At 55.2% G+C, this 24,945-nt stretch carries 19 protein-coding genes; 9 read left to right on the forward strand and 10 right to left on the reverse strand.

The window, feature by feature from the left end; genetic code table 11:
• Nucleotides 1-45: 45 nt before the first annotated feature.
• The 5 genes from prmA to aroQ form a co-directional block, all read right to left on the reverse strand.
• Nucleotides 46-918 carry a 50S ribosomal protein L11 methyltransferase gene (gene prmA, locus J0A66_RS12845; RefSeq protein ID WP_206574216.1) on the reverse strand — a complete coding sequence of 291 codons (873 nt, stop codon included), beginning with the start codon at nt 916-918 and terminating at the stop codon, nt 46-48.
• Between the two features lie 83 nt (nt 919-1,001).
• Complete coding sequence (locus J0A66_RS12850; RefSeq protein ID WP_206574217.1) at nt 1,002-2,174, reverse strand: methyltransferase; 1,173 nt, start codon at nt 2,172-2,174, stop codon at nt 1,002-1,004.
• 150 nt (nt 2,175-2,324) lie between these two features.
• The gene (gene accC, locus J0A66_RS12855) at nt 2,325-3,674 is read right to left on the reverse strand and encodes an acetyl-CoA carboxylase biotin carboxylase subunit (RefSeq protein WP_206574218.1); all 1,350 of its coding nucleotides are present in this window, start codon (nt 3,672-3,674) and stop codon (nt 2,325-2,327) included.
• A gap of 13 nt (nt 3,675-3,687) precedes the next feature.
• Nucleotides 3,688-4,146 (reverse strand): acetyl-CoA carboxylase biotin carboxyl carrier protein, encoded by a 459-nt coding sequence (accB, locus tag J0A66_RS12860; protein ID WP_206574219.1) that lies wholly within the window; start codon nt 4,144-4,146, stop codon nt 3,688-3,690.
• Between the two features lie 26 nt (nt 4,147-4,172).
• Nucleotides 4,173-4,616, reverse strand: coding sequence for a type II 3-dehydroquinate dehydratase (gene aroQ, locus J0A66_RS12865; RefSeq protein WP_206574220.1), 444 nt, complete (start codon nt 4,614-4,616; stop codon nt 4,173-4,175).
• A 342-nt stretch (nt 4,617-4,958) separates the two neighbouring features.
• Between aroQ and J0A66_RS12870 the strand changes: the two genes are divergently transcribed.
• Both J0A66_RS12870 and J0A66_RS12875 read left to right on the forward strand, forming a co-directional pair.
• Nucleotides 4,959-9,506 (forward strand): EAL domain-containing protein, encoded by a 4,548-nt coding sequence (locus J0A66_RS12870; RefSeq protein WP_206574221.1) that lies wholly within the window; start codon nt 4,959-4,961, stop codon nt 9,504-9,506.
• 111 nt (nt 9,507-9,617) lie between these two features.
• Nucleotides 9,618-11,177 carry a ComEA family DNA-binding protein gene (locus tag J0A66_RS12875; RefSeq protein ID WP_206574222.1) on the forward strand — a complete coding sequence of 520 codons (1,560 nt, stop codon included), beginning with the start codon at nt 9,618-9,620 and terminating at the stop codon, nt 11,175-11,177.
• Nucleotides 11,178-11,202: 25 nt separating this feature from the next.
• Here J0A66_RS12875 and J0A66_RS12880 read toward each other — a convergent pair whose 3' ends face one another.
• The 3 genes from J0A66_RS12880 to J0A66_RS12890 all read right to left on the reverse strand — a co-directional run bounded on the left by J0A66_RS12880 (nt 11,203) and on the right by J0A66_RS12890 (nt 14,304).
• Nucleotides 11,203-12,999, reverse strand: a complete 1,797-nt coding sequence (locus J0A66_RS12880) for a protein-disulfide reductase DsbD (RefSeq protein ID WP_439098871.1) — start codon at nt 12,997-12,999, stop codon at nt 11,203-11,205.
• Nucleotides 12,999-13,316 (reverse strand): divalent-cation tolerance protein CutA, encoded by a 318-nt coding sequence (gene cutA, locus J0A66_RS12885; protein WP_206574224.1) that lies wholly within the window; start codon nt 13,314-13,316, stop codon nt 12,999-13,001. Before cutA ends, J0A66_RS12880 begins: the two co-directional genes overlap by 1 nt.
• A 61-nt stretch (nt 13,317-13,377) precedes the next feature.
• Nucleotides 13,378-14,304, reverse strand: coding sequence for a TlpA family protein disulfide reductase (locus J0A66_RS12890; protein ID WP_206574225.1), 927 nt, complete (start codon nt 14,302-14,304; stop codon nt 13,378-13,380).
• Between the two features lie 110 nt (nt 14,305-14,414).
• Between J0A66_RS12890 and pdxR the strand changes: the two genes are divergently transcribed.
• The 3 genes from pdxR to ggt all read left to right on the forward strand — a co-directional run bounded on the left by pdxR (nt 14,415) and on the right by ggt (nt 18,149).
• Nucleotides 14,415-15,872 carry a MocR-like pyridoxine biosynthesis transcription factor PdxR gene (gene pdxR / locus J0A66_RS12895; protein WP_206574226.1) on the forward strand — a complete coding sequence of 486 codons (1,458 nt, stop codon included), beginning with the start codon at nt 14,415-14,417 and terminating at the stop codon, nt 15,870-15,872.
• A gap of 54 nt (nt 15,873-15,926) precedes the next feature.
• Complete coding sequence (locus tag J0A66_RS12900; RefSeq protein WP_206574227.1) at nt 15,927-16,412, forward strand: FxsA family protein; 486 nt, start codon at nt 15,927-15,929, stop codon at nt 16,410-16,412.
• 87 nt (nt 16,413-16,499) lie between these two features.
• Entirely contained in the window at nt 16,500-18,149 is a 1,650-nt protein-coding gene (gene ggt, locus J0A66_RS12905; RefSeq protein WP_206574228.1) for a gamma-glutamyltransferase, read from the forward strand.
• Nucleotides 18,150-18,180: 31 nt separating this feature from the next.
• Here the strand turns inward: ggt and J0A66_RS12910 are convergent, their stop codons facing one another.
• Nucleotides 18,181-18,555: an endonuclease domain-containing protein gene (locus J0A66_RS12910; RefSeq protein WP_206574229.1), complete on the reverse strand. Its 375-nt coding sequence runs from the start codon at nt 18,553-18,555 to the stop codon at nt 18,181-18,183.
• Between the two features lie 288 nt (nt 18,556-18,843).
• On the opposite strand from J0A66_RS12910, the gene J0A66_RS12915 reads away from it, so the two are divergent.
• The 4 genes from J0A66_RS12915 (at nt 18,844) to J0A66_RS12930 (ending at nt 23,462) form a co-directional block, all read left to right on the forward strand.
• Nucleotides 18,844-19,137 (forward strand): co-chaperone GroES, encoded by a 294-nt coding sequence (locus J0A66_RS12915; protein ID WP_206574230.1) that lies wholly within the window; start codon nt 18,844-18,846, stop codon nt 19,135-19,137.
• Nucleotides 19,138-19,174: 37 nt separating this feature from the next.
• Nucleotides 19,175-20,812 (forward strand): chaperonin GroEL, encoded by a 1,638-nt coding sequence (groL, locus tag J0A66_RS12920; protein ID WP_206574231.1) that lies wholly within the window; start codon nt 19,175-19,177, stop codon nt 20,810-20,812.
• 160 nt (nt 20,813-20,972) lie between these two features.
• The gene (locus tag J0A66_RS12925) at nt 20,973-21,389 is read left to right on the forward strand and encodes a cupin domain-containing protein (protein ID WP_206574232.1); all 417 of its coding nucleotides are present in this window, start codon (nt 20,973-20,975) and stop codon (nt 21,387-21,389) included.
• A gap of 126 nt (nt 21,390-21,515) precedes the next feature.
• On the forward strand, nt 21,516-23,462 hold the full coding sequence (locus tag J0A66_RS12930; protein WP_338143892.1) for a propionyl-CoA synthetase: 1,947 nt from the start codon (nt 21,516-21,518) through the stop codon (nt 23,460-23,462).
• On the opposite strand, the gene J0A66_RS12935 is transcribed toward J0A66_RS12930, so the two are convergent.
• The gene (locus tag J0A66_RS12935; protein ID WP_206574234.1) at nt 23,443-24,489 is read right to left on the reverse strand and encodes an integron integrase; all 1,047 of its coding nucleotides are present in this window, start codon (nt 24,487-24,489) and stop codon (nt 23,443-23,445) included. The genes J0A66_RS12930 and J0A66_RS12935 overlap by 20 nt on opposite strands.
• Nucleotides 24,490-24,945: the final 456 nt, after the last annotated feature.

Raw genomic sequence — 24,945 nt, forward strand, 5'->3', positions numbered from 1 at the left:
AAGCCTAACAGCAAGTGGGACGTGGCCTGGAAACTTGTTTGTGGGTTATTTGCGTTTACCACTTACCCTGGCCCAGTCGCCTTCAACGACCACAGGATCCATATGGAAATCCTGGCTGTACAAGGCACGGATTTCCTCCGCCTGTTCGGCAAGGATCCCTGACAGGGCCAGCAGGCCACCAGGCATGCAATAGGCAGTAATGACTTCACGTAACTCGCGCAGGGGGGCGGCGAGAATATTGGCCACCACCACATCAGCTTCCAGTACCGGCTGCGTCCTGGGCAGATAGAGTTCGATCTTGTCGCCGACCCCATTGCGGTCAGCATTATCCTGGCTTGCCTGGATAGCCTGGGGATCGATGTCCACACCGACCACCCGTCGGGCGCCCAATTTAAGGGCGGCAATACCGAGAATCCCGGAGCCACAGCCAAAATCCACCACCAGGCTGTCTGTCAGTTCCAGACTGTCCAGCCACCTCAGGCACAAGGCTGTGGTGGGGTGCGTGCCTGTGCCAAAAGCCAGCCCCGGGTCCAGCATCACATTGACCGCCTGGGGATCCGGCACTTCCTGCCAGCTCGGACAGATCCAAAGACGCTGGCCGAACTGGGTGGGATGGAAATTGTCCATCCACTCGCGCTCCCAGTCCTTGTCCTCCAGTTGCTCCTGCTTAATCAGCGTCTCGGCCGGTAATTGTTTCCTGAGGTGCCTGATCAGCAAGGTGAGATCTTCCTTGGCATCAAAAAGCCCCACCACCTGGGTATCCGGCCACAGTTGCACCTCCCCCGGCTTGGGTTCATACCAGGGGGTGTCTTTGGCATCGACGAAGGTCACCGCCTGGGCTCCCCATTCACTAAGCTGTTCACCCAGAGACTCGGCCATTTTGGCGTGGCTGTTGATACGAAGTTGGATCCAGGCCATCTATTGCTTCCGGCAAGAATTTTGCCGGGAGTATACCAGAAAGCCGGCAAGGTGCCGCCAGCGAAACCCTATAAATGAGATGGTCAGAGAAATGCCCGAATCAACAGATTGCGCGGCGTCACAGATCGGGAGCAGAACTCAGTCAGCTCGACCCGGTAGCCGGCTTCTTCAAGGTACAAACAACGGTCCAGTACCAGCCAGAGTTCCAGATGACGACGAAACAGATGCTGCACCAGTTCCAACCTCGCCATCATGCCCAGCTTTTGCTCAGCCTGCTGCACATGCCGGGCCAGATCCCGTTCTTCGGGCCCGGTTAGTCCTTTCTGAGCCGCTGCCCAGGCACAAAATGCAACCGGATTCTGACGAAAGAGCGCATCGGGCGCAGAGGGCACCGGAAGATAGCAATCCTGTCCTGTGGCCTCGCGCTGCCAGCTATCAAATATCAAGCGGTAACGTCTTTCGGTCAGACGTTTTTGCCGGTCCCGCTTAGGCGCAGTGACCGTTTCCTGCACGGCCAGTCTCAGTTCCTGGCGACTGAGGCGCAGTTCACTGTCCTGTGCCAGGCCACTGAGGGGCTGATACACTTCCTGTTCAATAAGCTGATAACAGCAGGGACACAGGCATAACTCCCCTATTCGCTGCTCCACTGCCAGTTGCAGCATGCGGATATGCAACTGGCCACAGGCATGCAGGGCAACCAGTTGCTGATCGGGTCTGAGCTGGTCTCTCAGATCCTGGGCCAGTACATCGGCGCACAGAAATTCCTGCCGGAGACCTTGCCTGTCAGACTCCTCCCTGCCTTGTTCACACAATCCGGCCTGCCATTCGATGGACAGCACCGGCTTATCCTGCTGCCAGCCCAGCAGTCGTCCGAGATGGCCTTTGCCTGCACACCACTCCACAATCCGTCCTTGCTTCGTGGCACATTGGGCGGCGAAATGACTTATCTGCTGCCATTTTCTTCCTTTGATGCCGTTTGTGAGCCAGAAAGGAGCAGAGATCTGACTGGTACGGGAAGAAATGTCCAGCCAGCCGTCTGCCTGCCTGAACCAGGGTAAGTGCGGTCCACTCTGTCGCGTAAGCATATCCGGTTGCTCTTCAAAGCTGGCAACGTCATCGTCTGTCAGTGATTTCAGCCAGTTACTGAGAGGGTGATTATCCCAGGGATAGCTGTCCTGCCTGAAGGGCATAAACTGCCAATACTGCCGGTGACAGAACAGATACTGATCGAGTGAAGCAAATGCTTGTTGGAACATGCCGGAGGAGATAAAGAGGCGTTAGGGCGATTTTACGACCCGGCGGCGCCATGCGCCAGACCTTGTAGCGGATGCCAGGCATTGAAGGCCGGCCAGAAGAAAACAGGCGCCAAAGCGCCTGTCCATCTTCTGTACCTGCCTGGGCAGGGTTTATTTTTTCTGCATACCCAGCTTCTTTTCCAGATAGTGGATATTGGTGCCACCATTTCTGAAATTCTCATCAGCCATGATCTTCTGCTGAAGCGGCACATTGGTCTTGATGCCTTCGATCACCAACTCGTTAAGAGCATGACGCATACGGGCAATGGCCACATCGCGATTTTCACCATAGGTAATCAACTTACCGATCATGGAGTCATAATTGGGCGGTACACTGTAACCGGCATAAATATGTGAATCCCAGCGTACTCCCAGCCCGCCCGGCGGGTGGAACATTTCGATCTTGCCCGGGGAGGGAATGAAGCGCTCCGGATCCTCGGCATTGATCCGGCATTCGATGGCATGTCCCCGGATCTGGATTTGCGACTGTTCGATGGCCAGTGGCTGGCCAGCGGCAATACGCAACTGCTCCTTGATCAAATCCACGCCGGAAATCATCTCGGTTACCGGATGTTCCACCTGGATACGGGTGTTCATCTCAATAAAATAGAACTCGCCGTTTTCATACAGGAATTCGAAAGTGCCCGCCCCCCGGTAGCCGATTTCGATACAAGCCCGTCGGCAACGGTCACCGATTTTCTCACGCATCTCTGCCGTGATGCCCGGTGCCGGGGCTTCTTCGACGACCTTTTGGTGGCGACGCTGCATGGAACAGTCACGTTCACCAAGGTGAATAGCGTTACCCTGACCATCCGCCAATACCTGGATTTCCACATGGCGCGGATTCTCAAGGAATTTTTCCATGTAGACCATATCATTGCCAAAAGCGGCCCCCGCCTCGTTCTTGGTCATGGCGATGGCCGACTGGAGTTCCGCTTCGCTGCGTACCACCCTCATACCACGACCTCCGCCACCACCGGCAGCCTTGACGATAATGGGGTAGCCAATGCGTTTGGCGATGGCCTTGTTTTTTACCTCATCCTCACCTACCGGGCCGTCAGAGCCGGGTACGCAGGGCACGCCGGCTTTCTTCATGGCACTGATGGCTGAGACTTTGTCACCCATCAGGCGAATGGTATCGGCCTTGGGACCGATAAACACGAAGCCGCTCTTTTCAACCTGTTCGGCGAAATCGGCATTTTCTGACAAGAAACCATAACCCGGATGGATGGCAATGGAATTGGTTACTTCGGCAGCGGCGATTATGGCCGGGATATTCAGGTAACTCTGCGTCGAGGACGGCCCACCAATACAGATGGTTTCATCGGCCAGCAATACATGTTTGAGATTGCGGTCAGCGGTGGAATGGACTGCCACAGTCTTGATGCCCAGCTCCTTACAGGCGCGCAGGACGCGTAGGGCGATTTCACCCCGGTTGGCTATCAGTACTTTATCCAACATATCCTTTGCCCGCTTATTCGATCACGAACAAAGGCTGGTCGAACTCAACCGGTTCCTGGTTCTCCACCAGGATCTGTTTGATTACGCCTGCCTTGTCCGCTTCGATCTGATTCATCATCTTCATGGCTTCTACGATACACAGGGTATCGCCCACCTTGACCTGGCTGCCTACCTCGACAAAGTTCTTGGAACCCGGAGAGGAAGCCCGGTAGAAGGTACCCACCATGGGGGACCGGACCACGTGGCCCGCCGGCTCTTCGGGCGCGGCGGGGGCAGCAGCCGGCACGGGTGCCGGGGCAGGGGCTTGCATGGGGGCATGCATCTGCACAGGAGCCGCATAGTGCACTGGGGCGGCGGCTGCCGAACTACCCCGGTGAATGCGTACAGACTCTTCTCCCTCGGTGATCTCCAGCTCGGCGATGCCGGACTCTTCCACCAACTCGATCAGTTTCTTTATTTTTCGAATATCCATCGTCAGATCTCTCTTGTTATCCGCTGTTATTTTGAATGTTCCTGGCAGTATTGCTTGGCTGCCGCTAATGCAAACTCATAACCCTGGGCACCCAGCCCACAAATGACGCCTTTGGCCACATCAGACAGGTAAGAATGACGTCTGAAAGGCTCCCGGGCATGGACATTGGACAAATGCACTTCAATAAAGGGAATATTGACTCCCAGTAATGCGTCCCTCAGCGCCACGCTGGTATGGGTAAAGGCACCCGGGTTGATAATAATAAAGTCCACCTGACCCATAGCCTGGTGGATATGCCCGATCAACTCGTGCTCAGCGTTGGATTGCACGTGATCCAACTTGATACCTGACTTTCTGGCCTGTTTCTGCAACCCCATCACCAGCTCTTCGAGGCTCTGATGACCATAAATATGGGTTTCTCTTCGACCCAGCAGGTTAAGGTTGGGACCATTAATCAGCAAAAAGTTCACGAAAATGCGCCTATCTGTAGGTAAAAACTTATGTTCGGCTAAACTCAAAAGAATTTCGAGCTTAATTTACCTTGCCTGTCTATTTTTCAGGCAAAGTCTCGCGCCGTCCTGCCCATTATAGAGGTCAATGACGAAATCTCAGCAAAATACTGGTCTTATCAGCGACGTTTGCCTCAACTTTCTATGTTCTGGGTCGGTTGAGGTTATCTTTGTCAGGCTTGCGATACAACCATCGCAGGATCTTGCCCATTTTTTGTGCACCCGGCATTTGTTAGACGTTACAAAGCTGTTAAACTCTGCGCCTCCTTGGGGCCACTATCATGGTAGATTGTAGTAACTGTGATGAGACCTGCTTATCCATATCTGTTTAGCCTGTTGCTGGTCTGCGGCCTGCTTCGCAGTGCCGTTTTATTTGCCGCCCCCCTGATTGAAATTCCCAATATCTTCCGAGTCTCGACAGAAGAAGGTTTGTCGCAGAGCACGGTCAACAGTCTGCTGCTTGATAAGGCAGGGTTCCTGTGGCTGGCCACAGATGGCGGACTGAACCGCTTCGACGGTTACCGGATCCGGCGCATTGCCGGCAGCGAAGGGGAGCTATCGGAAAATTCCGTCTATGAGTTATATCAGGACAGCCAGGGCCTGATTTGGGCAGGTACCGCCGATATGGGTCTGTACAAAATAAACCCTGACAGCGGTGATATTAGCCAGGCACTGGTTCACTACTATAAAGAAGAACCCACCCTGCCCCAGGAAGTTGAGCTGGTCCGGGAAGAGCAGACCGGTAAGTTATGGGTGGCGATGACAGAAGATCTGCTGTTGTTTGAACCTGATACGGGCCATCACCAGGTAGTCTTCGGCCTGAGCGAGCAGGAAAGAGCCGCCCATCATCTGATCCGCGCCTTTGCGCAGCATGGTGATTATCTTTATATAGGCACCTCGGCCGCCCTTTATCAGTTGAATACGCGAACCGGACTGCAGCGGAAAATATTATTCGAGCCTGAGGGTGAGTACAACGACAGTAATAACGTCAAGCAACTCCATCTGGACGGCCAGGGCTACCTCTGGGCCGGCACGGTCAAGGGGTTATTCCGGCTGTCCATTGCCGACTTTGAATCCACCCTTGATCTGGAAATTCGCCCCCTCCCCCTGCTGGAAGGACGCAACATCTGGAAAATTCTCCCGGATGGCGAACATCTGCTGCTTGGCACCGATGACGGTTTGTTCCGCCTGGACTCCCTTACCGGTGAGGTGCAGCACCTGCTGCGCCTGACCGATTCCCGCTTCCAGATCTCCGATGGCAGCATTATCGACATCCTGCGCGACAACCAGGGAAATCTTTGGCTTGCCACCTGGGCAGACGGCGCGTTCCGCTGGTCACCCCACTCTCTGAAGTTCAGGAATCTGCATCGCAGTACAAGACAGGGTAAGGGACTCAGCCACGATGTCATCTGGAGTCTGCACCAATCCGAAGACGGCCGGCTGTGGATAGGCACCGAAGACGGTCTGAGTGTTTACCTTCCCCGGGAAGACAGGATCGAACCGGTGCCGCTGGCCAAAGGGCCATTGAAACCCTACCACTCGGGCGGCATCCTCAGCATACTGCCAGCCACTGAAGGCAGGCTGTGGCTGGGATCCTATGAAGGGATTAAGCTGTTTGACCCGGCCAGCGGAGAAGTCCGTTCCCCCCTGGCTACTCGACCCGAGTTGTCCGAGATCCTCGCTGGCGATGTCTGGGGGCTGCAACAGGATAATGAAGGCAACCTGTGGTTTGCCAGTGCCGAGGGGTTTTTCCGTTATCAGCCGGAGGACCAGCGCCTCGTCCACCTGGAGAGCATCAATGAGAACCTGGATCCTGGCTGGTCCAACGGCTTTGTCGGGGAGATGCCAGGACAACCGGGAAAGATGCTGGTCAGTATGGCCGGCGCCCTGTGGCAGTATGACAAAGAGTCGGCCGAACTGAGCAAACTGCATCAGTTTGACCAGATTAATGCTTTGCGTTTCCAGACTCCCAACAGCGTGGCGCTGGATAATCAGGGCATCCTGTGGATTGCTTACTCTGGACTGGGGCTGGTGGGAATCGATGCCAATACACTGGAAACACGCCACTACTTTGACAAGAACAGCAAACTGGGTTCGGATTCTGTTTATGCGCTGCTGCTCGATGAGCAGGACAATCTGTGGATGAGCTCTCATGCCGGTATTGCCAGGCTGAATACCCAAACCCTGCACCTGCAACGTTTCAGTCACCTGGATGGACTGGCAACCAATGAGTTCAACGATACGGCCGTCGAACGGCTCATGGACGGCAGGTTTGCCTATGGTTCGGTAAAGGGTCTGACCCTGTTCGATCCGGCCAGCCTTTCGCCGCCCGTGACTGCAGCCGACAGTGTGGTGATCAGCCATATGGATCTCATGTCCAATCCGCTTGACATGCCCTTCTCGGACCTGAATGGCCGGGAGATCCTTCTTGAGCATGATGATATCGGCTTGTCCGTACACTTTTCCACCTTGCAGTACGGGGAACTGCGCAGCACCCAGTACCAGTACCGGCTCTCAGGCACCGAACAAATCAGCTATCCCGCCTCGTCGGACTCCGAGCTGATAATCCCCAAGCTGAACCCCGGCCGGTATCAGTTGCAGATACGGGCCCTGGATCCGGAAACTGGTGAGCTGAGCAAACCGGCCAGCGTCGGCATCAGGGTAAAGTATGCACCACTTACTTCGCCCTGGGCTTACGCCCTGTATGCGCTGGCAGCACTGGGTCTGCTGGCCTGGTGGCGGCATTGGCAGAACAGACAGGCCAGAGCCCTGATGTCTGCCCATGAACAGAGCAAAGCCAGTGAAAAACGTCTGCAACTGGCCCTGCAGGGCAGTAACAGCGGTGTATGGGACTGGCAAAGTGATTCGGATCAGATGTATCAGCCCCGGCTGATTCGTGAGCTTGGTTATGAAGAAGGCGAGAGCATCCACCCTTCCCACTACCTGGAACTTATTCATCCTCAGGACAGGCTGGTTTTCGAGCGTGACTGGATGCGATTTATCCAGGGGCAAATGGAGCAATTCGATCTGTCTTACCGGCTAAGGGGGCAGGATGGCCAGTGGTACTGGTACCGGGATCTGGGCAGGGTAGTACAGACAGAAGATGATTCCATCTCCCAGATCAGTGGTACCTATACCAACATCACCGATACCCGGGCCAGCGAGGAAAAAGTCCGCCTGTTCGGGGAGGCCTTCCGCCATACCCGTGACTGGGTGCTGATTCTGAACAGCCAGCAATGGCCCATTGCCGCCAACCAGTCTTTGTGTGAGGCCCTGGGGCTTGAGGCCGACAAGGATTTATCGGGCCAGTTGGAAAGCTGTTTCAGCACCCAGCAAATCCTGTTCTACCGCCGTATGATGGATATTCTGGGCCCCGGTGAGCACTGGCGCGGCGAGCAGGAAGTGCTGGGTAACGACAAGCAACTGCATCATGTGATGGTAAACATCAACGCAGTAGGCGGCAGGGCCGAACTGGAATCGGACGAAATCGATTATTACATCATGGTGATGACGGACATCAGCGAGCAAAAAGCCGCCCAGAAGGAACTCCGGCAGTTGGCCAACTATGACAGTCTGACGGGCCTGCCAAACCGTAACCTGCTGCTGGACAGGATCCAGCATGCCATGGAGCATGCGGTAAGAAGACGCAGCCATGTGGCAGTGTTTTTTATCGATCTGGATAAGTTCAAGCAGGTCAATGACTCCCTGGGTCATGAAGCCGGTGATCAACTGCTGCTTGAAGTAGCCCGACGGCTGAGGGGCAGTCTGCGCCTGGATGACACTGTAGGGCGCCTGGGGGGCGATGAGTTCGTGGTGATTCTGGAAGATTTGGGCGATGAGATTGAGCTCGGCAGGCTGGCCAGCAAGATCATCGAGGAGATCGATCAGCCTATACAGATTGGCAACAATCAGGTCAGTGTGTCGGCCAGTATCGGTATTGCCATTTATCCCCAGGATTCGGACAACCCCAGCGAGTTGCTCAAGTCTGCCGATATCGCCATGTATCATGTGAAGGCCACCGGTAGAAACCGGTACCAGTTCTTCACCGCCGAAATGAACACCCAGGCCAGGGCAAAACTGGCATTGGAGACACAGCTGAAAAGTGCGTTCAAGGCCGGTGAGTTCGTCAATTTTTATCAGCCCATCGTGGATATGCGCAAAGGCGAAGCCATAGGTTTCGAATTGCTGTTGCGTTGGCAGCATGAAGAGCGGTTAATCCCGCCTGCCGAGTTTATTCCCCTGGCCGAAGAACTGGGCCTGATCATTCCGATGACCTGGCAGGCCATGGATCGGGGCCTGCGGGATTTGTCCGAATGGTACAAATCAGGAAAAACGCCCTATCTGAGCGTAAATCTCTCAGCCAGGCATCTGGAAAAGGGCCTTAAGCCGGCAGAGATATTCAGCCTGCTGGTCAAGCATGGTTTACCGGTCTCGGCGCTGCGTCTGGAGATTACCGAAAGCGCCCTGATGGAGGATTACGGCAAAGCCAAGGATTGTATGGGAAGGCTGCACGAGTCGGGCATCAAGTTCTCCCTGGATGATTTCGGCACCGGCTATTCCTCCCTCAAGTATCTGAAGGCGTTTCCCATCCAGACAGTCAAGATAGACAAGAGCTTTGTGCAGGACATCGGCCTGGACGCCAACGACGAAGCCATTATCCGCACCACCCTGCTGATGGCCGAAAGCCTGCACATGAATTGCGTGGCTGAAGGAATTGAAACCACCGAACAGATTCGTTTCTTTGAGCAGCATGGCTGCCATCTGCTGCAGGGCTACCTGTTCTCAAGACCGGTGCCGGCAGACAAAGTGCCGACGCTGCTTAGCCGTGACTGGCTCAGCCTCAGGAGCTGAGCAGGGCGGGTGAATTCACAGCTTGTTGCAAAATGTTTTACCAGGGTAACGGATCGGCCCTGGCGGGGCGGATTAGAATAGGCTATCCCAGTTTTATCTGACCACTCCCCTATGAAAATCATCCTACTGCCTCTTTTGTTGGGACTGACGCTCGTTCCTGCCGACAAACTGCAGGCCGCACAGTCGCCGGAGCATGTCACGCCCACACTACTGATTCTTGAGAAATACAGGGGTGATAAGCCGCCACCGGAGCAGCAGCAAGGCTCCCTGATGCTACAGTTAGCCGACGTCAGCCCCCTGACCCAAGCCATCGAAGCACAACTGAACAGTCCGTTCGGCCGGCTAATCCGCCAGTTGGATGGCCTGGCAGCACAGATTGCGGGCAATCAGGAATCCTGCGCCGCCTTGCAGGGCAAAACCCTGCTGTATCTGTCGGATGAGGACGGGGGCTACGCACGGCAGGGATTCTGGTACAGGCCGGCCAACGACGAGGCCGTCTTTTGTGACGCCCTGTTTGTCGACATGACTGTGTCGGAGCAGGATTTGCAAAACGGCAGCTTCCTGGAAGTCTTTGCCCATGAGATGGGGCATGTCTATTTGCGCCGGCTGATGGGTCCACAGCCCGCGGCGCCGTCCAGCCGTTTTCACAATGTGTTTGCTGTGACCGATTATCAGACCGCCTTCGATGAAGGTTTCGGCATTTATTTCCAGGCTCTGGCAGCAGTCCTTTCCCGGCATCCTGGCCTGCAGGCCAGATCTGAGGGCCGGCTGGCGGCCAGCGGTGCGGATCATTGGTTCTCAAGGCTGGATGGGCAGTACCGTCTGGACGGTGTGATGCACAATCTTTTTGCCTTTAAGACGTTGCCCAACCCCGATTTTTCAGGGTTGGCGGCCTACCAGCAAGAAGGAATCTCGCCGGCAGTCGGATACCAGTTGAAAAATGCCCAGGCCATGCTTTCCTCAGAAGGATTACTGGCCACCCTGTTCTATCGTCTGTCGACCGCCCCCGGGCTGTCGGCGCTCAATCCGGACGATGCCGACTGGCAGGAAAACGCGGTTAAACACCATACAAGATTATTCCGCGCCCTGGCCGGACTGTCCTGGTCCAATCAGACCAACCCACCCTACACCGCCTTGCTGCAAGTCCTGCAAAGTTCGGATCCTGATTTTGCCGCTGCCGCCATCGGCTCATTTTTACAAACCACCTACGCCAGCCCGGTAGACCCGGCGCTGACGTCCGACCTGCAGATGATGATCCAGGCCGGCTCTTTGGGTCAGATGCAGGAGTTTCTGCCTTTGTACCGCCGCACCACTGAGGCCCTGCAGGTTCTGACAGATCAGATAGTCAAAGGTGAGAAGAGCCTGACCGGAGCGCTGGGACGCCCCATCTGGCTGTTGCAACCGGATATACTGATTCCCCAGGCCCCCTGGAGCAACGCGCAGGTGCCTCTGGCAGTCAATCTGAATATGGCCGGGGCGGCCGAACTGGCTCTGCTGAACCTGTTCGACAACCGCTTGGTCACCAATCTGCTGGAGGAACGGACTAAACAGGGGCCCTTTGCCGATCTCGCCGAGGTTCAGAAACGTCTGTCTCTGCCGCCGTCTTTGTTAGCGGAACTGGAACGCCTGCAGCAGTTGCATCGGCAATCGGGACGGCGACACCGGGAATAAAAACCGGTCTACGCCGGCCTTCCTTTTACAGGGGTAACCGGCGCAGGTGGGCGGCAAATTTGTCTGCGTTCATAAACCCTGTGACCCTGGCCTGGGTCAGTTCGTTGCCCTGTTTGTCGAAAAACAGAATAGTCGGCAGACCCAGAATGAAGAATTCTTCCTGGAATTCCAGGCTCTGGGGAGTGTTGTCAGTCAGATCGATCTGCATCAGTACCGTATTGCGCAGCGCCTCTTTGACCGCCGGATCCGGGAAGGTGTATTTCTCGAATTCTTTGCAGGCCACGCACCAGTCGGCATACAGATCAATCATCACCGACTTGCCCTGGGCATTGGCAGCGGCGAGCTTGGCGGCAAAATCCCCCAGATCCTTGACCCTCACAAAATCGACCTCTCCATGGTCTGATGCCTTGGCAGTGCTAACCCCCGGTGCCGGAACTCCAGATCCTGACACCACACCACGCAGGTTAGCCTCCACCACCGCCTGATAGCCGTACAGGGCCGAACCGAACAGGCCCAGGAAAATCAGCAGGCTGCGCAGCCCCTTAAAGAAACTGGCCCGGGTGTCCTGGTTCATTACCTGCCAGTAACTGAACGTTGCCAGGCCCAATACCGCCCAGGCCAGATCGGTCCATAAATTCTCCAGCATGCGCTCCACAAACAACAGAGCCACAGCCAGCATCATAAAGCCGAAGGTGACCTTGATCACATTCATCCAGTTACCCGCTTTGGGCAGCAGTTTGCCGCCGGTGATACCAAAGAGGATCAGCGGTATGCCCATGCCGATACTCAGGGCATAGAGGGCAGAAAAACCCAGCACCAAATCGCCGCTTTGCGCCACAAACAGCAAAATGCCCGTCAGGGGCGCCGTGGTGCAGGGCGAGGCCACCAGCCCGGAAATGGCGCCCATGAGGAAGACGCTGCCATAACGGCCGCCTTTTTGCTGATTACTCAGGTTGTTGAGCTTTTCCTGCCATTTGGATGGCAATTGCAGCTCCCACAAGCCGAACATCACCAGGGCCAGCAACAGGAACAGGACAATCAGGGTAATGAGGATAGCAGGGTGCTGCAGGGCAGCCTGGAACTTCACTCCGGCCGAGGCCACAATCAAGCCCAGTACAGAATAGGTAATGGCCATGCCCTGCACATAAACAAAGCTCAGACTGAAGGCGCGGGAGGTCCTGATCCCTTTGCCCTGGCCGAGAATAATGCCGGACAGAATGGGATACATGGGAAATACACAAGGGGTGATAGCCAGTCCTGCTCCCAACAAAACAAACAGGGCCAGGGTCAGACCCAGATTCTGATCACCAGAGAGCAAATCAGCCAGCTCAAACTGTTCCGACTGGCCGGTGGAAGATGTCTGTGGGTCATTCTGGATGCCGCTCACTTCTTCCAGATAAGCCACCTTCACGGTTGCGGGATAGCAGAGTCCTGCCTCGGCACAGCCCTGGTAACTGACTTTGACGGCGGCGTCCTGTTCGGCGCTGTGGATGGGATAACGAATCTCCACCTGCTCATAGAAGACGTCGGAAACACCGAAATACTCATCTTCAATCTGCCTGGACTCAGGGTAGAGGGGTTCGCCCAGTTCGGCACCCTTGACCACTGTCTTGAACTGCTTCTTGTACAGATAATAGCCCTCAGCAATCTGCCAGCTCAGAATCAGCTCATCATCCTGCTGGCGAAAATCGAAACGAAAGGCTTCGTCCACCGGCAAAAAGGTCGGTTGATCGTCCAACAGGCCAGCCAGCGGATCCTGGGCATGGGCCAGACTGCTAAACAAAACGATTAAAAAGAGGGGAAAAAAGCGCAGGGTTTTCATCATCTTAAACTACTTCTCATCCATTCCAGATAGGTACGGCTGCCACTTTGTATATCCACAATCAGCCATTCCGGTTCATCGTATGGGTGAATGCTTAACACCAGCTTATGCAGTTCGTCGACTTTCACCTTGGCGGTTTTAAATACCAATTGCACTTCGCTGTCCTGTTCGACGGCGCCCTGCCAGGCATAAACGGACTCCAGGCCCGGGATCAGATTGACGCAGGCAGCCAGCTTTTTTTCCACCGCCAGGCGAGCGATATTACGACCGGTTTCCGGATTAGGACAGGTACAAAGTACCAGGCAAAATTCTGACATGCTTGAGGGACCTCTTTACTCAGAAAAAAATTTCGTCCAGCCAAGGTCCCGTCAGCCCTGTTTACAAGCTATCAAGATAGGACATGGCCTTTTCCACGCTGTCAGTACGATACAGTATTTCCGTGCCACGGGTCACCAGGAGCGTCGGCACCTGCCGGATTTGACTGGCAAAGAACTGTTCTCCCTGCTCGTCGATGACCACCGGCATGGTCAGATTGTACCTGTCGGTGAACGACTTTTTGTCCTCGTCCGTTGTCCAAAGATGATTCACCACCACCAGCCAGTTGATGCCGGTTCGCTGACGGGCAGTTTCAGAAAGTGCCTGCTGCTGCTCCTTACAATACTCGGACAACTCCGGACGGGTGTCGGCCAGATACCAGTCACACCAGGTGGCGGTATAAAAGATCAGGTTAATATCATCGGTCAACGGCAAACTGGCCGGATCCCCGGGCCGATCGAACAGGTTGGTTTCAGACAAGCGGCCATCCCGCTTCAGCAGAAAGGCAAATTTATTGTCCAGCGTCTCATTGGCCTCATTGCCTTTGTGCACCACCCGGCTGTCTGCATCCAACAGGATATGGTAGGGAGTGCCGATCATGTTGAAGGCCTTGGCCAGTTGTCCCTGGCTGTCCCTGACCACCGGCATACTCAGTTGGTGGGCTTGAATAACCTGCTGGATAGCCTCATCCGATTCGTTTAAATCAATATTCACTGCCACCACACTGATCTTGTCTCCATATTGCTGCTGGATATGCTGCAAATGAGGCATCTCCGCCATACAGGGTTTACACCAACTGGCCCAGAATTTGAGGTACATCGGCTTGCCCTGCTGCCATGCCTGAATTGGCAGGGTCCTGCCGTCCAGTGTTTCCACCTCCTGGTTCAGCTCTACGGCCTGCGCCATAGCTGCATAAGCCAGCAGCAAGCCGCTTACCGCCAGTCGCATAAGCCTGGCCAGATTTGGTATCCATAGGTCTTTAGATTGCATAGGTTGTTCCTTGGCAGGCACTGCCTGCGGTAAAGGTTGATTAATCATTGAGCTGAAGCCAGTATGCTTGCTATTTTGGCCCTATAAAAGTTCCACTTCAGATAGAATCTATGGATCCAATTTTTGAGCTGGCTATCGATCTGCAACGGACACAACCAGGCCAGACCCTGGTACAGATCCTGACCCGTACCTTGCGTGAAGCCATTGTCGAAGGGCGGTTGAATGCGGGGCTAAAGATGCCGTCCAGTCGTTCGCTGGCGAATCAGTTGGCCGTGTCCCGTAACACGGTGATCAGCTGTTATGAAAACCTGACCCTGCAAGGCTATTTGCTTACCCGACAGGGTGGAGGCACTTACGTATCCACACTCTCACAAGACTTACCCGCCCTGGAGGACAGCCGGCAGCAATCTTTCCGGCTGGCCAGGTACTGGCGCGACAAGTCTGTAAAGCAACTCTTGCCTCATCAGCCTACCAGACGGTTTGACTTCAGGGTCGGAATTCCGGAAACACGCCAGTTTCCCTTTATGATCTGGCAACGGGAACTACGCACCGCCGCAAGAGAGATCTCAAGGCGTCTGTCGGCCGGCCTGCCAGTTGAACAAAGCAGTGCCCTGTGCAGCCCTATTGCCGATTATGTATCGTTATCCAGGGCCGTGGCCTGCAAGGAAACAGACATACTGGTCACCCAGGGAACCCAGCAATCCCTGAATCTTCTGGCCCAGGTTCTGATTACGCCGGGTAAGACCAGAGTCGGCATGGAATGCCCCGGCTATCCCATGGCCCGCGAGGTATTTGCTGCCCACGGGGCAAGGATCATCGACATTGCAGTGGATGAGCAGGGCATTCGCGTGGGGCAGATGCCTGAGGACTTAGACCTGGTCTATGTCACCCCTTCCCATCAATTCCCCCTGGGGATGCCCATGTCACCAGCCAGACGGATAGAACTGCTGGATTTTGCCCACCAGCATCAAATCACTGTGATAGAAGATGATTACGATGGTGAGTTTCGCCTGGCCGCCAAGCCCCTGGACGCCCTGAAATCGCTGGACAGACATAACAATGTGTTTTATCTCGGCACTTTTTCCAAGATTCTGTTTCCCGATCTACGCACAGGTTTTGTTATCGCTCCAACCTGGGCCACAGAAGCGCTGCACTGTGCCAGGTTTCTGCATGACTGGCAGAACTCCAGTCAGGCTCAACTGGCACTGGCAGGATTTATCCGGAAGGGTCACCTCCACCGATACTTGCGAAAAATGCGTCTGCTGTACCGGCAGCGACACCAGGCATTGCAAGAGTCAATTGCAGAATATTGCGCTCCCTGGCTTTCGCCTATTCCCGTCTACGCTGGTGTACACATGTCGGCACTACTGGATCCCGGGCTGGATTCCAGCCGGTTGGTAGAAGAAGCCGCTGAGCAACAGATAGCCATTAACTCTATTGCGAGCTTCAGCAGGACTCAGCCGGCACCCGCCGGATTGATCTTTGGACTTGGCAACATTGAAGCTGAGCAGATCCCGGAAGCAATTCAGAGGCTGGGGCGGGTACTGCACGGGCTGGCACCCTTGTGAATTGCCCCACCGCCCCCAGATCATGGATTTGAGCGTTCCACTGGTCGGGTTCTTATGCCGTTATTTTTGCTGTTCGTTGCCATGCCCATTATCGAAATTGCCTTGCTCATTGAAGTGGGCGAACGCATCGGCGGTTGGTCCACTGTCGGCCTGGTCATCCTGACCGCTGCCATCGGCGCCTTTCTGGTACGCCAGCAGGGGCTTGCCACCCTGATGCAGGCCAGACAAAAAATGGAGCAGGGGCAAATCCCGGGCCAGGAAATGCTCGAAGGCCTGATGCTGGCGGTGGCCGGGGTACTGCTTTTAACACCGGGCTTTATTACCGACACCTTCGGGCTGCTGCTGGTATTACCCCTGACCCGGCCGTTCATCGCCCGTTGGCTGATGAAGCGGGTGAAAGTCGTCAGTCCGGGCCAGATGCATGGCCAGTTCCGTTACCGTGAAACCCGCCAGGACGGCTCCAGCAGCACCATAGAAGGGGAATATGAGGTCAGGGACGACGATGCAAAAGATCGCGACAGGTTGCCACCGGACAGATGACCCCATAAACCAACAAACTCAGACCATACTCGACATCCGCGAATCACACAGATAAGTTAAGGGGCACACTGCCAACCAGGAAGCCCCATGTTAAGACTCACCAGTTGTATCCTCATCCTTCTGTTCAGCCTGCCCCTCAATGCGGCGCAACAGGCCGCCGTAGCCATGCCGGACAGTTACAGCGCCGAGGCCGCCGCCAAAGTGCTTAAAGACGGCGGCAATGCGGTGGATGCGGCCGTCACCGCCGGTTTCGTACTGGCAGTGACCCTGCCTGAAGCCGGTAATATAGGCGGCGGCGGCTTTATGCTGGTGTACAAGGACGGTAAGGCGGATTTTCTCGACTACCGGGAAAAAGCGCCCCTTAAGGCTCATCGCGACATGTATCTGGATAAACAGGGCAAGGTGATGACCGAAAAGCCCCTGTACGGCATTCTCGCCTCAGGCGTGCCCGGTTCGGTGATGGGCATGTGGCAGGCCCATCAGAAGTACGGAAGCAGGCCCTGGAAAGCGTTGCTGGCTCCCGCCATCCAACTGGCCGAAGAGGGCTTTGTCCCCCATGAAAAGCTGGTGCGCTATGTGGAACGCTATATCGAACGGGTCAAACAGGACAGGCACGGGCGTAATTTTGACCAGTACTTTTCCGGCATGGTAACAGACCAGCCGTTTAAGCAGCCGGAGCTGGCAGCCACGCTCAAACGCATCGCCGAAACCGGTCCCGACGATTTCTATAAGGGCGAGACGGCCAGGCTGCTGGCCGGGTTTATGCAGAAACACGGCGGCCTGATCAGCCTGCAGGATTTGGCTCAGTATACGGCGGAGTGGCGCCAGCCCCTCAGCGAGGGCTGGCAGGGCTATCAGGTATTGTCGGCGCCCCCGCCCAGTTCCGGCGGCCTGGTGTTGCTGCAAATGCTGAAGATGCAGTCGGTGCTGCAGGATCACTTCGCCGGCCTGGAGCATAACTCCGCCCGGTATGTGCATCTGCTGGCCGAGCTGGCCAAACGCGGCTTCGCCGATCGGGCCGAGTATATGGGCGATCCGGACTTCTATCAGGTGCCCACCGACAAACTGCTGGCCGATGACTATATTGGTCGCCGGGCAATGGAAGTCAACGTTGAGCAGATTTCCGAAACAGCGAAGATCCAACCCGGTCTGAAGGAAAGCGAGGACACCACCCACTATTCCATCATCGATAAATGGGGCAATGCGGTTTCCACCACCACCACCATTAACCTAAGCTTTGGCAGCGGCGTGGTAGTAGAAGGGGCCGGATTCTTACTCAACGATGAGATGGACGATTTCAGCGCCAAGGCAGGGGTGCCGAATTATTTTGGCGCGGTGGGCAGCGAAGCCAACGAGATCGTGCCGCAAAAGCGCATGCTCTCATCCATGACCCCCACCATTTTACTGAAAAACGGCATTGTAACCATGGTCACGGGTTCACCGGGCGGCACCACCATTATCAATTCGGTGTTCCAGTCCATCCTCAACCGCCACCTGTACCAGATGACTGCACAGCAGACAGTCGATGCACCCAGGGTCCATCACCAGTTGTTGCCCAAAGATACCCTACGTCACCACCCTGATTTGAATGAGCAGACCCGCAAGGCGCTGGAAAAGATGGGCTACACCCTGGATGGCAGGCGCTTCGGCGATCTACAGGTTATCAGCCGTGACGAGCACGGCCAGTTACAGGCGGCCAGCGAATCCAGCGGTCGCGGCAGGTCGCTGGTGTTCTGAGCCGGCTGCCTGACACTGAATTGGGTAGGAGCTAGCCGGCGATGGACTTGAGGCGCTGCCGCACAGCCCGGCTCAGCTCTGCCAATACGGCCTCCAGGTCTGTGAGCACCTGCAGTTGATCGAAACGCAGTACCTTGATCCCCATTTCGGTCAGCCTTTGCTCCTGATCCTGCATGGTCCGATAAGCCTCTGGCTGGTGATCATCTGTCCTTTCCAGCTCCACCACCAGCCTGGCGGCCGGACAGTAAAAATCAACCGCGTGACCCAACAAGGATTTCTGATTGTAAAAGGACAGCCCCAGTATCTGTTTTCGCCGGATCCGCTGCCAAAGACTGTTGTGGGCGTCGGATAACTGACTGGGCTGGACTTTGGCGTTTTTCCTGAGCCTTCGCTGATATGGATGCATTTGCTTCTCCCTGGCATGGACCTCATTAAACAGTTTAGTCCAGATACGCTCCCCTCATGGTCAAGGCAGGGTATTGCACTAACCGTTATATAAGACAACGTCCTGTCGTTCCGGGCACATCGGCAGAAAAATTTTTTAAATTTTTTTCTTTGCAGGCTTGAGATCCTATTCCACAACCCCATCTAGGCTGGCAGACAGTTTCTGATGGGACGGTTTTCCGGCCCGTCAATCTTTACCCGAGACATCGGGACCTAACATCCCAGTAATGGAAATTTCAGGAGATTTAGCATGAAAATCCGTCCTTTACACGACCGCGTGATCATCAAGCGCCAAGAGCAGGAGAGCAAATCTGCTGGTGGTATCGTTCTGACCGGTTCAGCGGCCGAAAAATCGACCCGTGGTGAAGTCATTGCCGTGGGCAATGGTCGCATCCTGGATAACGGCGATGTGAAAGCGCTGGACGTAAAAGTAGGTGACATCGTGATTTTCAACGATGGCTACGGCGTTAAGACCCAGAAAGTGGATGGCGAAGAAGTGCTCATCATGAGCGAAAGCGACATTCTGGCTGTGGTTGAAGCCTGATATCCATTCGATTAACTGAATTTAGAGGAAAATAAAGATGGCAGCTAAAGAAGTTCGTTTTTCTGATGATGCACGCACAAGAATGCTCAAGGGTGTCAACATCCTGGCCAACGCCGTAAAAGTCACCCTGGGTCCAAAAGGCCGCAACGTGGTACTGGAGAAGTCCTTCGGTGCCCCTACTATCACTAAAGACGGTGTGTCCGTCGCCAAAGAGATCGAACTGGAAGACAAGTTCGAGAATATGGGTGCACAGATGGTCAAGGAAGTGGCTTCCAAGGCCAATGACGAAGCCGGTGACGGCACCACCACTGCCACCGTACTGGCCCAGGCTATCATCACCGAAGGCCTGAAGTCTGTTGCCGCCGGCATGAACCCAATGGACCTGAAGCGCGGTATCGACAAAGCCGTGGCCGTGGCAGTTGAAGAACTCAAAGGCCTGTCCGTACCTTGCTCCGACAGCAAGGCCATTGCCCAGGTAGGTACCATTTCCGCCAACTCTGACGAAGAAATCGGTAAGATCATCGCCGACGCCATGGACAAAGTGGGCAAGGAAGGCGTCATCACCGTTGAAGAAGGCCAGGCCCTGCAGAACGAGCTGGACGTGGTTGAAGGTATGCAGTTTGACCGCGGTTACCTGTCTCCTTACTTCATCAACAAATCCGAAACCGGCACCGTGGAACTGGACAGCCCTTTCATCCTGCTGGTTGACAAGAAAGTCTCCAACATCCGCGAGCTGTTGCCCGTCCTGGAAGGCGTTGCCAAGTCTTCCAAGCCGTTGCTGGTGATTGCCGAAGATCTGGAAGGTGAAGCACTGGCGACTCTGGTAGTCAACAACATGCGCGGAATCGTTAAAGTGGCCGCGGTTAAAGCTCCTGGCTTCGGTGACCGCCGCAAAGCCATGCTGCAGGATATCGCCGTACTGACCGGTGGTACCGTGATCTCCGAAGAAATCGGCCTGGATCTGGAAAAAGCCACCCTGGAAGACCTGGGTACAGCCAAGCGTGTTGTGATCAACAAAGACAACACCACTATCGTTGACGGCGCCGGTGAGCAGTCCGCCATCGAAGGACGCGTGGCGCAAATCCGTGGCCAGATCGAAGATTCCACTTCCGATTACGACAAAGAGAAGCTGCAAGAGCGTCTGGCCAAGCTGGCTGGCGGTGTTGCAGTCATCAAAGTCGGTGCCGCCACCGAAATGGAAATGAAAGAGAAGAAAGCCCGCGTTGAAGACGCCCTGCACGCCACCCGCGCTGCGGTTGAAGAAGGTGTGGTCCCTGGCGGTGGTGTTGCCCTGGTACGTGCTGCTGCCAAGGTAGTAGACCTCAAAGGCGACAACGAAGATCAGACCCACGGTATCAAGCTGGCCCTGCGCGCCATGGAAGCACCGCTGCGTCAGATCGCATCCAACGCCGGTGCCGAAGCCTCTGTCGTGGTTAACAAGATCAAGGCTGGTGAAGGTAACTTCGGTTACAACGCCGGTAATGACACCTACGGCGACATGCTGGAAATGGGTATCCTGGATCCTACCAAGGTCACCCGTTCTGCCCTGCAGTTTGCCGCGTCTGTGGCCAGCCTGATGATCACCACCGAAGCGATGATCGCCGAGCTGCCTAAAGACGATGCCCCAGCCATGCCTGATATGGGCGGTATGGGTGGCATGGGCGGCATGATGTAATATGCCTGCCTGAAGCTTCTCAAGCTTTAGCCAATAAAAAACCCGGCCTGGTGCCGGGTTTTTTATTGGCCGTATCAGTGGTAGCGGTTTTCGTTGCCAAGCGAAGGCAAAGGACTAGGATAAACAAAGCTTGTACCAATCGGATTTATCCGGAGAACTTATGCCTGTTGTTTCTATTAGATCCTTGCTGACCGGGTCGGTTATTTTTGGCCTTGGCACGGTGACCGGCCTGATGGCTCAGTTGCCGTCTGACTCCGCCAACCGGGTAGAGCTGCACCGAGCCGAACTCTCTGGCGCAGAGCATATGGAAATGATTATCTCCAGTGCAGAATATCAACCCGGTGAGCTGTTGCGTCGCCACAGCCATCATGGGCTGGAGGCAGTTTATATAGTGCAGGGGGCAGAGGTGCAGGCGCCGGATAAAGCGCCCATGACGCTTGCCACCGGTGCCTCACTGCTGAACCTGCGTGATATCCCCCATGGCGGTTTTATCATTGCCGGCGACCAGCCACTAAAAATATTCACCGTCCATGTAGTAGATAAGTCTGCTCCCTTGTACCAGTTTACCGACAGATAGCCCTCAGTCGTGCTGTGTCACCGTCGCATCGCCGTCAATTGTCGACAATCGCCTGGATACCGGCCACATTAGTCCAGAGTCTAATGCCGCATCACCAGATAATTGTCTACAGTTGAGGAAGATCTAATCAGAACGGACAAACCAGTTCGTTCTACTGAAACGGACAAGCCCATGGCATATCAAGACGAATATCTGCGCTCCCTGACGCATCCAGAGGCCTTCTGGGCCGAAAAAGCCGCCGCCCTGCCGTGGTTTGTCCCCCCCAAAAACATTCTCAGCCAGGATGAGCAGGGCATTCATCGCTGGTTTGCCGACGGCCAGATGAACACCGCCTATATGGCCCTGGATCATCATGTAAACGAGGGGTGCGGCGAGCAAAAAGCGCTGATTTATGACTCACCGGTGACAGGCGCCAAGGGCTATTTCACTTATCAGCAATTGCGCGACCAGGTGGCCCTGTTTGCCGGGGTGCTTAAACAACAGGGCGTGGAAAAGGGTGACCGGGTGGTGATCTACATGCCCATGGTACCGGAAGCCGTGATTGCCATGCTGGCCTGCGCCCGCCTGGGCGCCATTCATTCGGTGGTATTCGGCGGCTTTGCCCCTCATGAGCTGGCCCTTCGCATTGACGATGCCAGGCCCAAACTTGTGATCAGTGCCTCCTGCGGTATCGAGGTGAACAAAGTCATTGAATATAAGCCGATGCTGGATGCCGCCATCGAGCGTGCCAAACATAAGCCTGAGCGCTGTATCCTGTTGCAACGACCCGAGGTACCAGCAGATCTGATGCCCGGCCGGGACCTGGACTGGCATGAGGAAATGGCTCAGGCCAGCCCGGCAGAATGCGTACCAGTGGCGGCAACAGACCCTTTGTACATCCTGTATACCTCCGGCACCACAGGTAAACCCAAGGGCGTGGTGCGGGATAACGGCGGTCATGCCGTGGCCCTGCACTATTCCATGCAGGCAATCTATGCCATGCGCCCCGGCGAGGTGTTCTGGGCCGCCTCCGATGTGGGCTGGGTAGTGGGCCATTCCTATATCGTCTACGGGCCGCTGCTGGCCGGTTGCACCACGGTAATGTTTGAGGGCAAGCCGGTGCGCACCCCGGATGCAGGCGCCTTCTGGCGTGTAGCCCAGGAGTACGGGGTAAAAGCCCTGTTTGCTGCCCCCACGGCGTTTCGTGCGATTAAAAAAGAAGATCCCGACGGCAAACTGATTCAAAACTATGACTTAAGTCGGCTCGAAACCATTTTTATGGCCGGTGAGCGGTTGGATCCCGCCACCTTTGACTGGACAGTAACCCACACCGGCAAGCCGGTGGTGGATCACTGGTGGCAAACCGAAACCGGCTGGGCTATCTGCGCCAATATGATGGGCCTGGAGCCTAAACCCATCAAACCCGGTTCCGCCACCCTGCCGGTGCCCGGCTTCGATGTGCAGATACTGGATGCCCATGGAAAGCCGCTAGCCGCCAATCAACAGGGCGCCATAGCCATTAAACTGCCGCTGCCGCCGGGCTGCCTGCCCACTATCTGGGGTAATCCACAACGTTTTGAGGCAGGTTATCTGCATGACTACCCCGGTTACTATTGCTCAGGAGACGGCGGCTACAAGGACGAAGAAGGCTATGTATTTGTAATGGGCCGCACCGACGATGTGATCAATGTGGCCGGCCACCGCCTGTCCACCGGCGAGATGGAGGAAATCCTCGCCGCCCATCCGGCCGTTGCCGAATGCAGCGTTATCGGTATTCAGGATGACCTTAAAGGTCAGGTCCCTATCGGCTTGGTGCTGCTTAAAGACGGGGTTCAGGTAGACGAAAACGAACTGCAACGTGACCTTATCGCCAGGGTACGGGGTGAAATCGGCCCCATTGCCTGCTTCCAGCAGGCCATTGTGGTTCAGCGCCTGCCCAAGACCCGCTCAGGCAAAATCCTGCGAAAGCTGCTGCGCCAAATCGCCGACGGCCAATCCTATCAGGTGCCCTCCACCATCGATGATCCCGCAAGCCTGCAGGAAGTGGAACAGATTATGGCCGACAAAGGCCTGGTCAGGCGCAGTGGCGGTTAAGCAGGGCCAGTTCTGAATCGCCCGAATGCTGCGGCTGATAGCCCGGAAGATCCTCGGCTATGCCAGCCGGTAAGGCATCCAGCGGACTGGTAGTACCGGCCCGGCGATTGCCCAGCACATGGGTATAGATTTCGGTAGTACGCAAATCCGTATGCCCCAGCAGCTCCTGTACCGTGCGAATGTCTGTGCCAAGCTGCAAAAGGCGGGTAGCGAAGGAGTGACGAAAGGTATGGGCGGTGACCCGCTTGGCCACCCCGGACGCTATTACCGCCTTGCGCAGTTGTTTGGTATAGGCACTGGGATGCAAATGATGCCGACAGACATAACCATCATGAGGATGGACACAGCGGGTTGTGGAAGGAAACAGATACTGCCAGGCAAAATCCTTCAGAGTACCCTGGTATTTACGAAACAAAGACGCCGGCACCGAGGTTAAGCCATGGCCTAGGCGTAAATCTTCCTGGTGCAACTGCCGTACTTGTTCAATCTGCCACTGCAACGACGGCACCAGACTTGCCGGCAGCAAAGTATAACGATCTTTACTGCCCTTACCACGAAACACAAAGACTGAACGGCCAGACAAATCAATATCCTTGACCCTAAGCATCAAGGCCTCCTGAATACGCAGGCCACAGCCATACAGCAGGCTGGTGATTAGACGAATCTTGCCACGCATCTGTCCGAGAATAGCCGCCACCTCATCGGCACCCAGTACTGTGGGTAGGTTCTTCGGTGTGCGAGTATAGCTGTAGTTGAGGTCGGCAATCTCCCGATTCAGCAGATGGCGATACATAAACACAATGGCGCATAAAGCCAGATTCTGGGTCGCCGCACTCACTTGTCGCCGCACAGCCAGGTAACTTAAGAAGCGCTCAATCTCAGCATTGCCCATCTCAGAGGGATGCCGCTTTTCATTAAAGCGGATAAAATTGCGAATCCAGAACAGATAAGTCTTCTCAGTACGAAGACTGTACTGGCGGGTGCGCAACTCGCAGCGCACCTGCTCCAAAAAAGCTGACTTGCCCATGGCGATCCCCAATTAACTGTATGGATATACAGTTATAATGCAGATCCCAAAAATTTCAACAAAATGGCAATATAAATACAGAAATCGCCATATTGTTTATATTGCCAACCACATGGCTAACCTACTGATTTATTTGATTTATTGAGGTCTGACCTGAGTGCTTATATAGGTCCCTATAAACACAATGGCTCACTTTCCACAGCAAGAACTATGGTTCTGCTGCCTAGATGCAAAGATAAGTGCTTGTCTGCCTGCGAGAAATCCGGGTACAGTGACACTATGTAAGAACAGGCGGTTTCGGAGTTATACGGAATTCCGTCTAATACACTGTTGAACCCGCCGAGGCAGGCCTCGGAGAAGCCTGAAATAAAGAAATTGCTGGTTGAATATACAGTGGTTTGATTCTATACCTAGATCCATGAAATGGACACTGCAAACTCTTTTCCAGCACCACTT

Source organism: Bowmanella dokdonensis, assembly GCF_017254865.1.
Lineage (GTDB): Bacteria > Pseudomonadota > Gammaproteobacteria > Enterobacterales > Alteromonadaceae > Bowmanella > Bowmanella dokdonensis.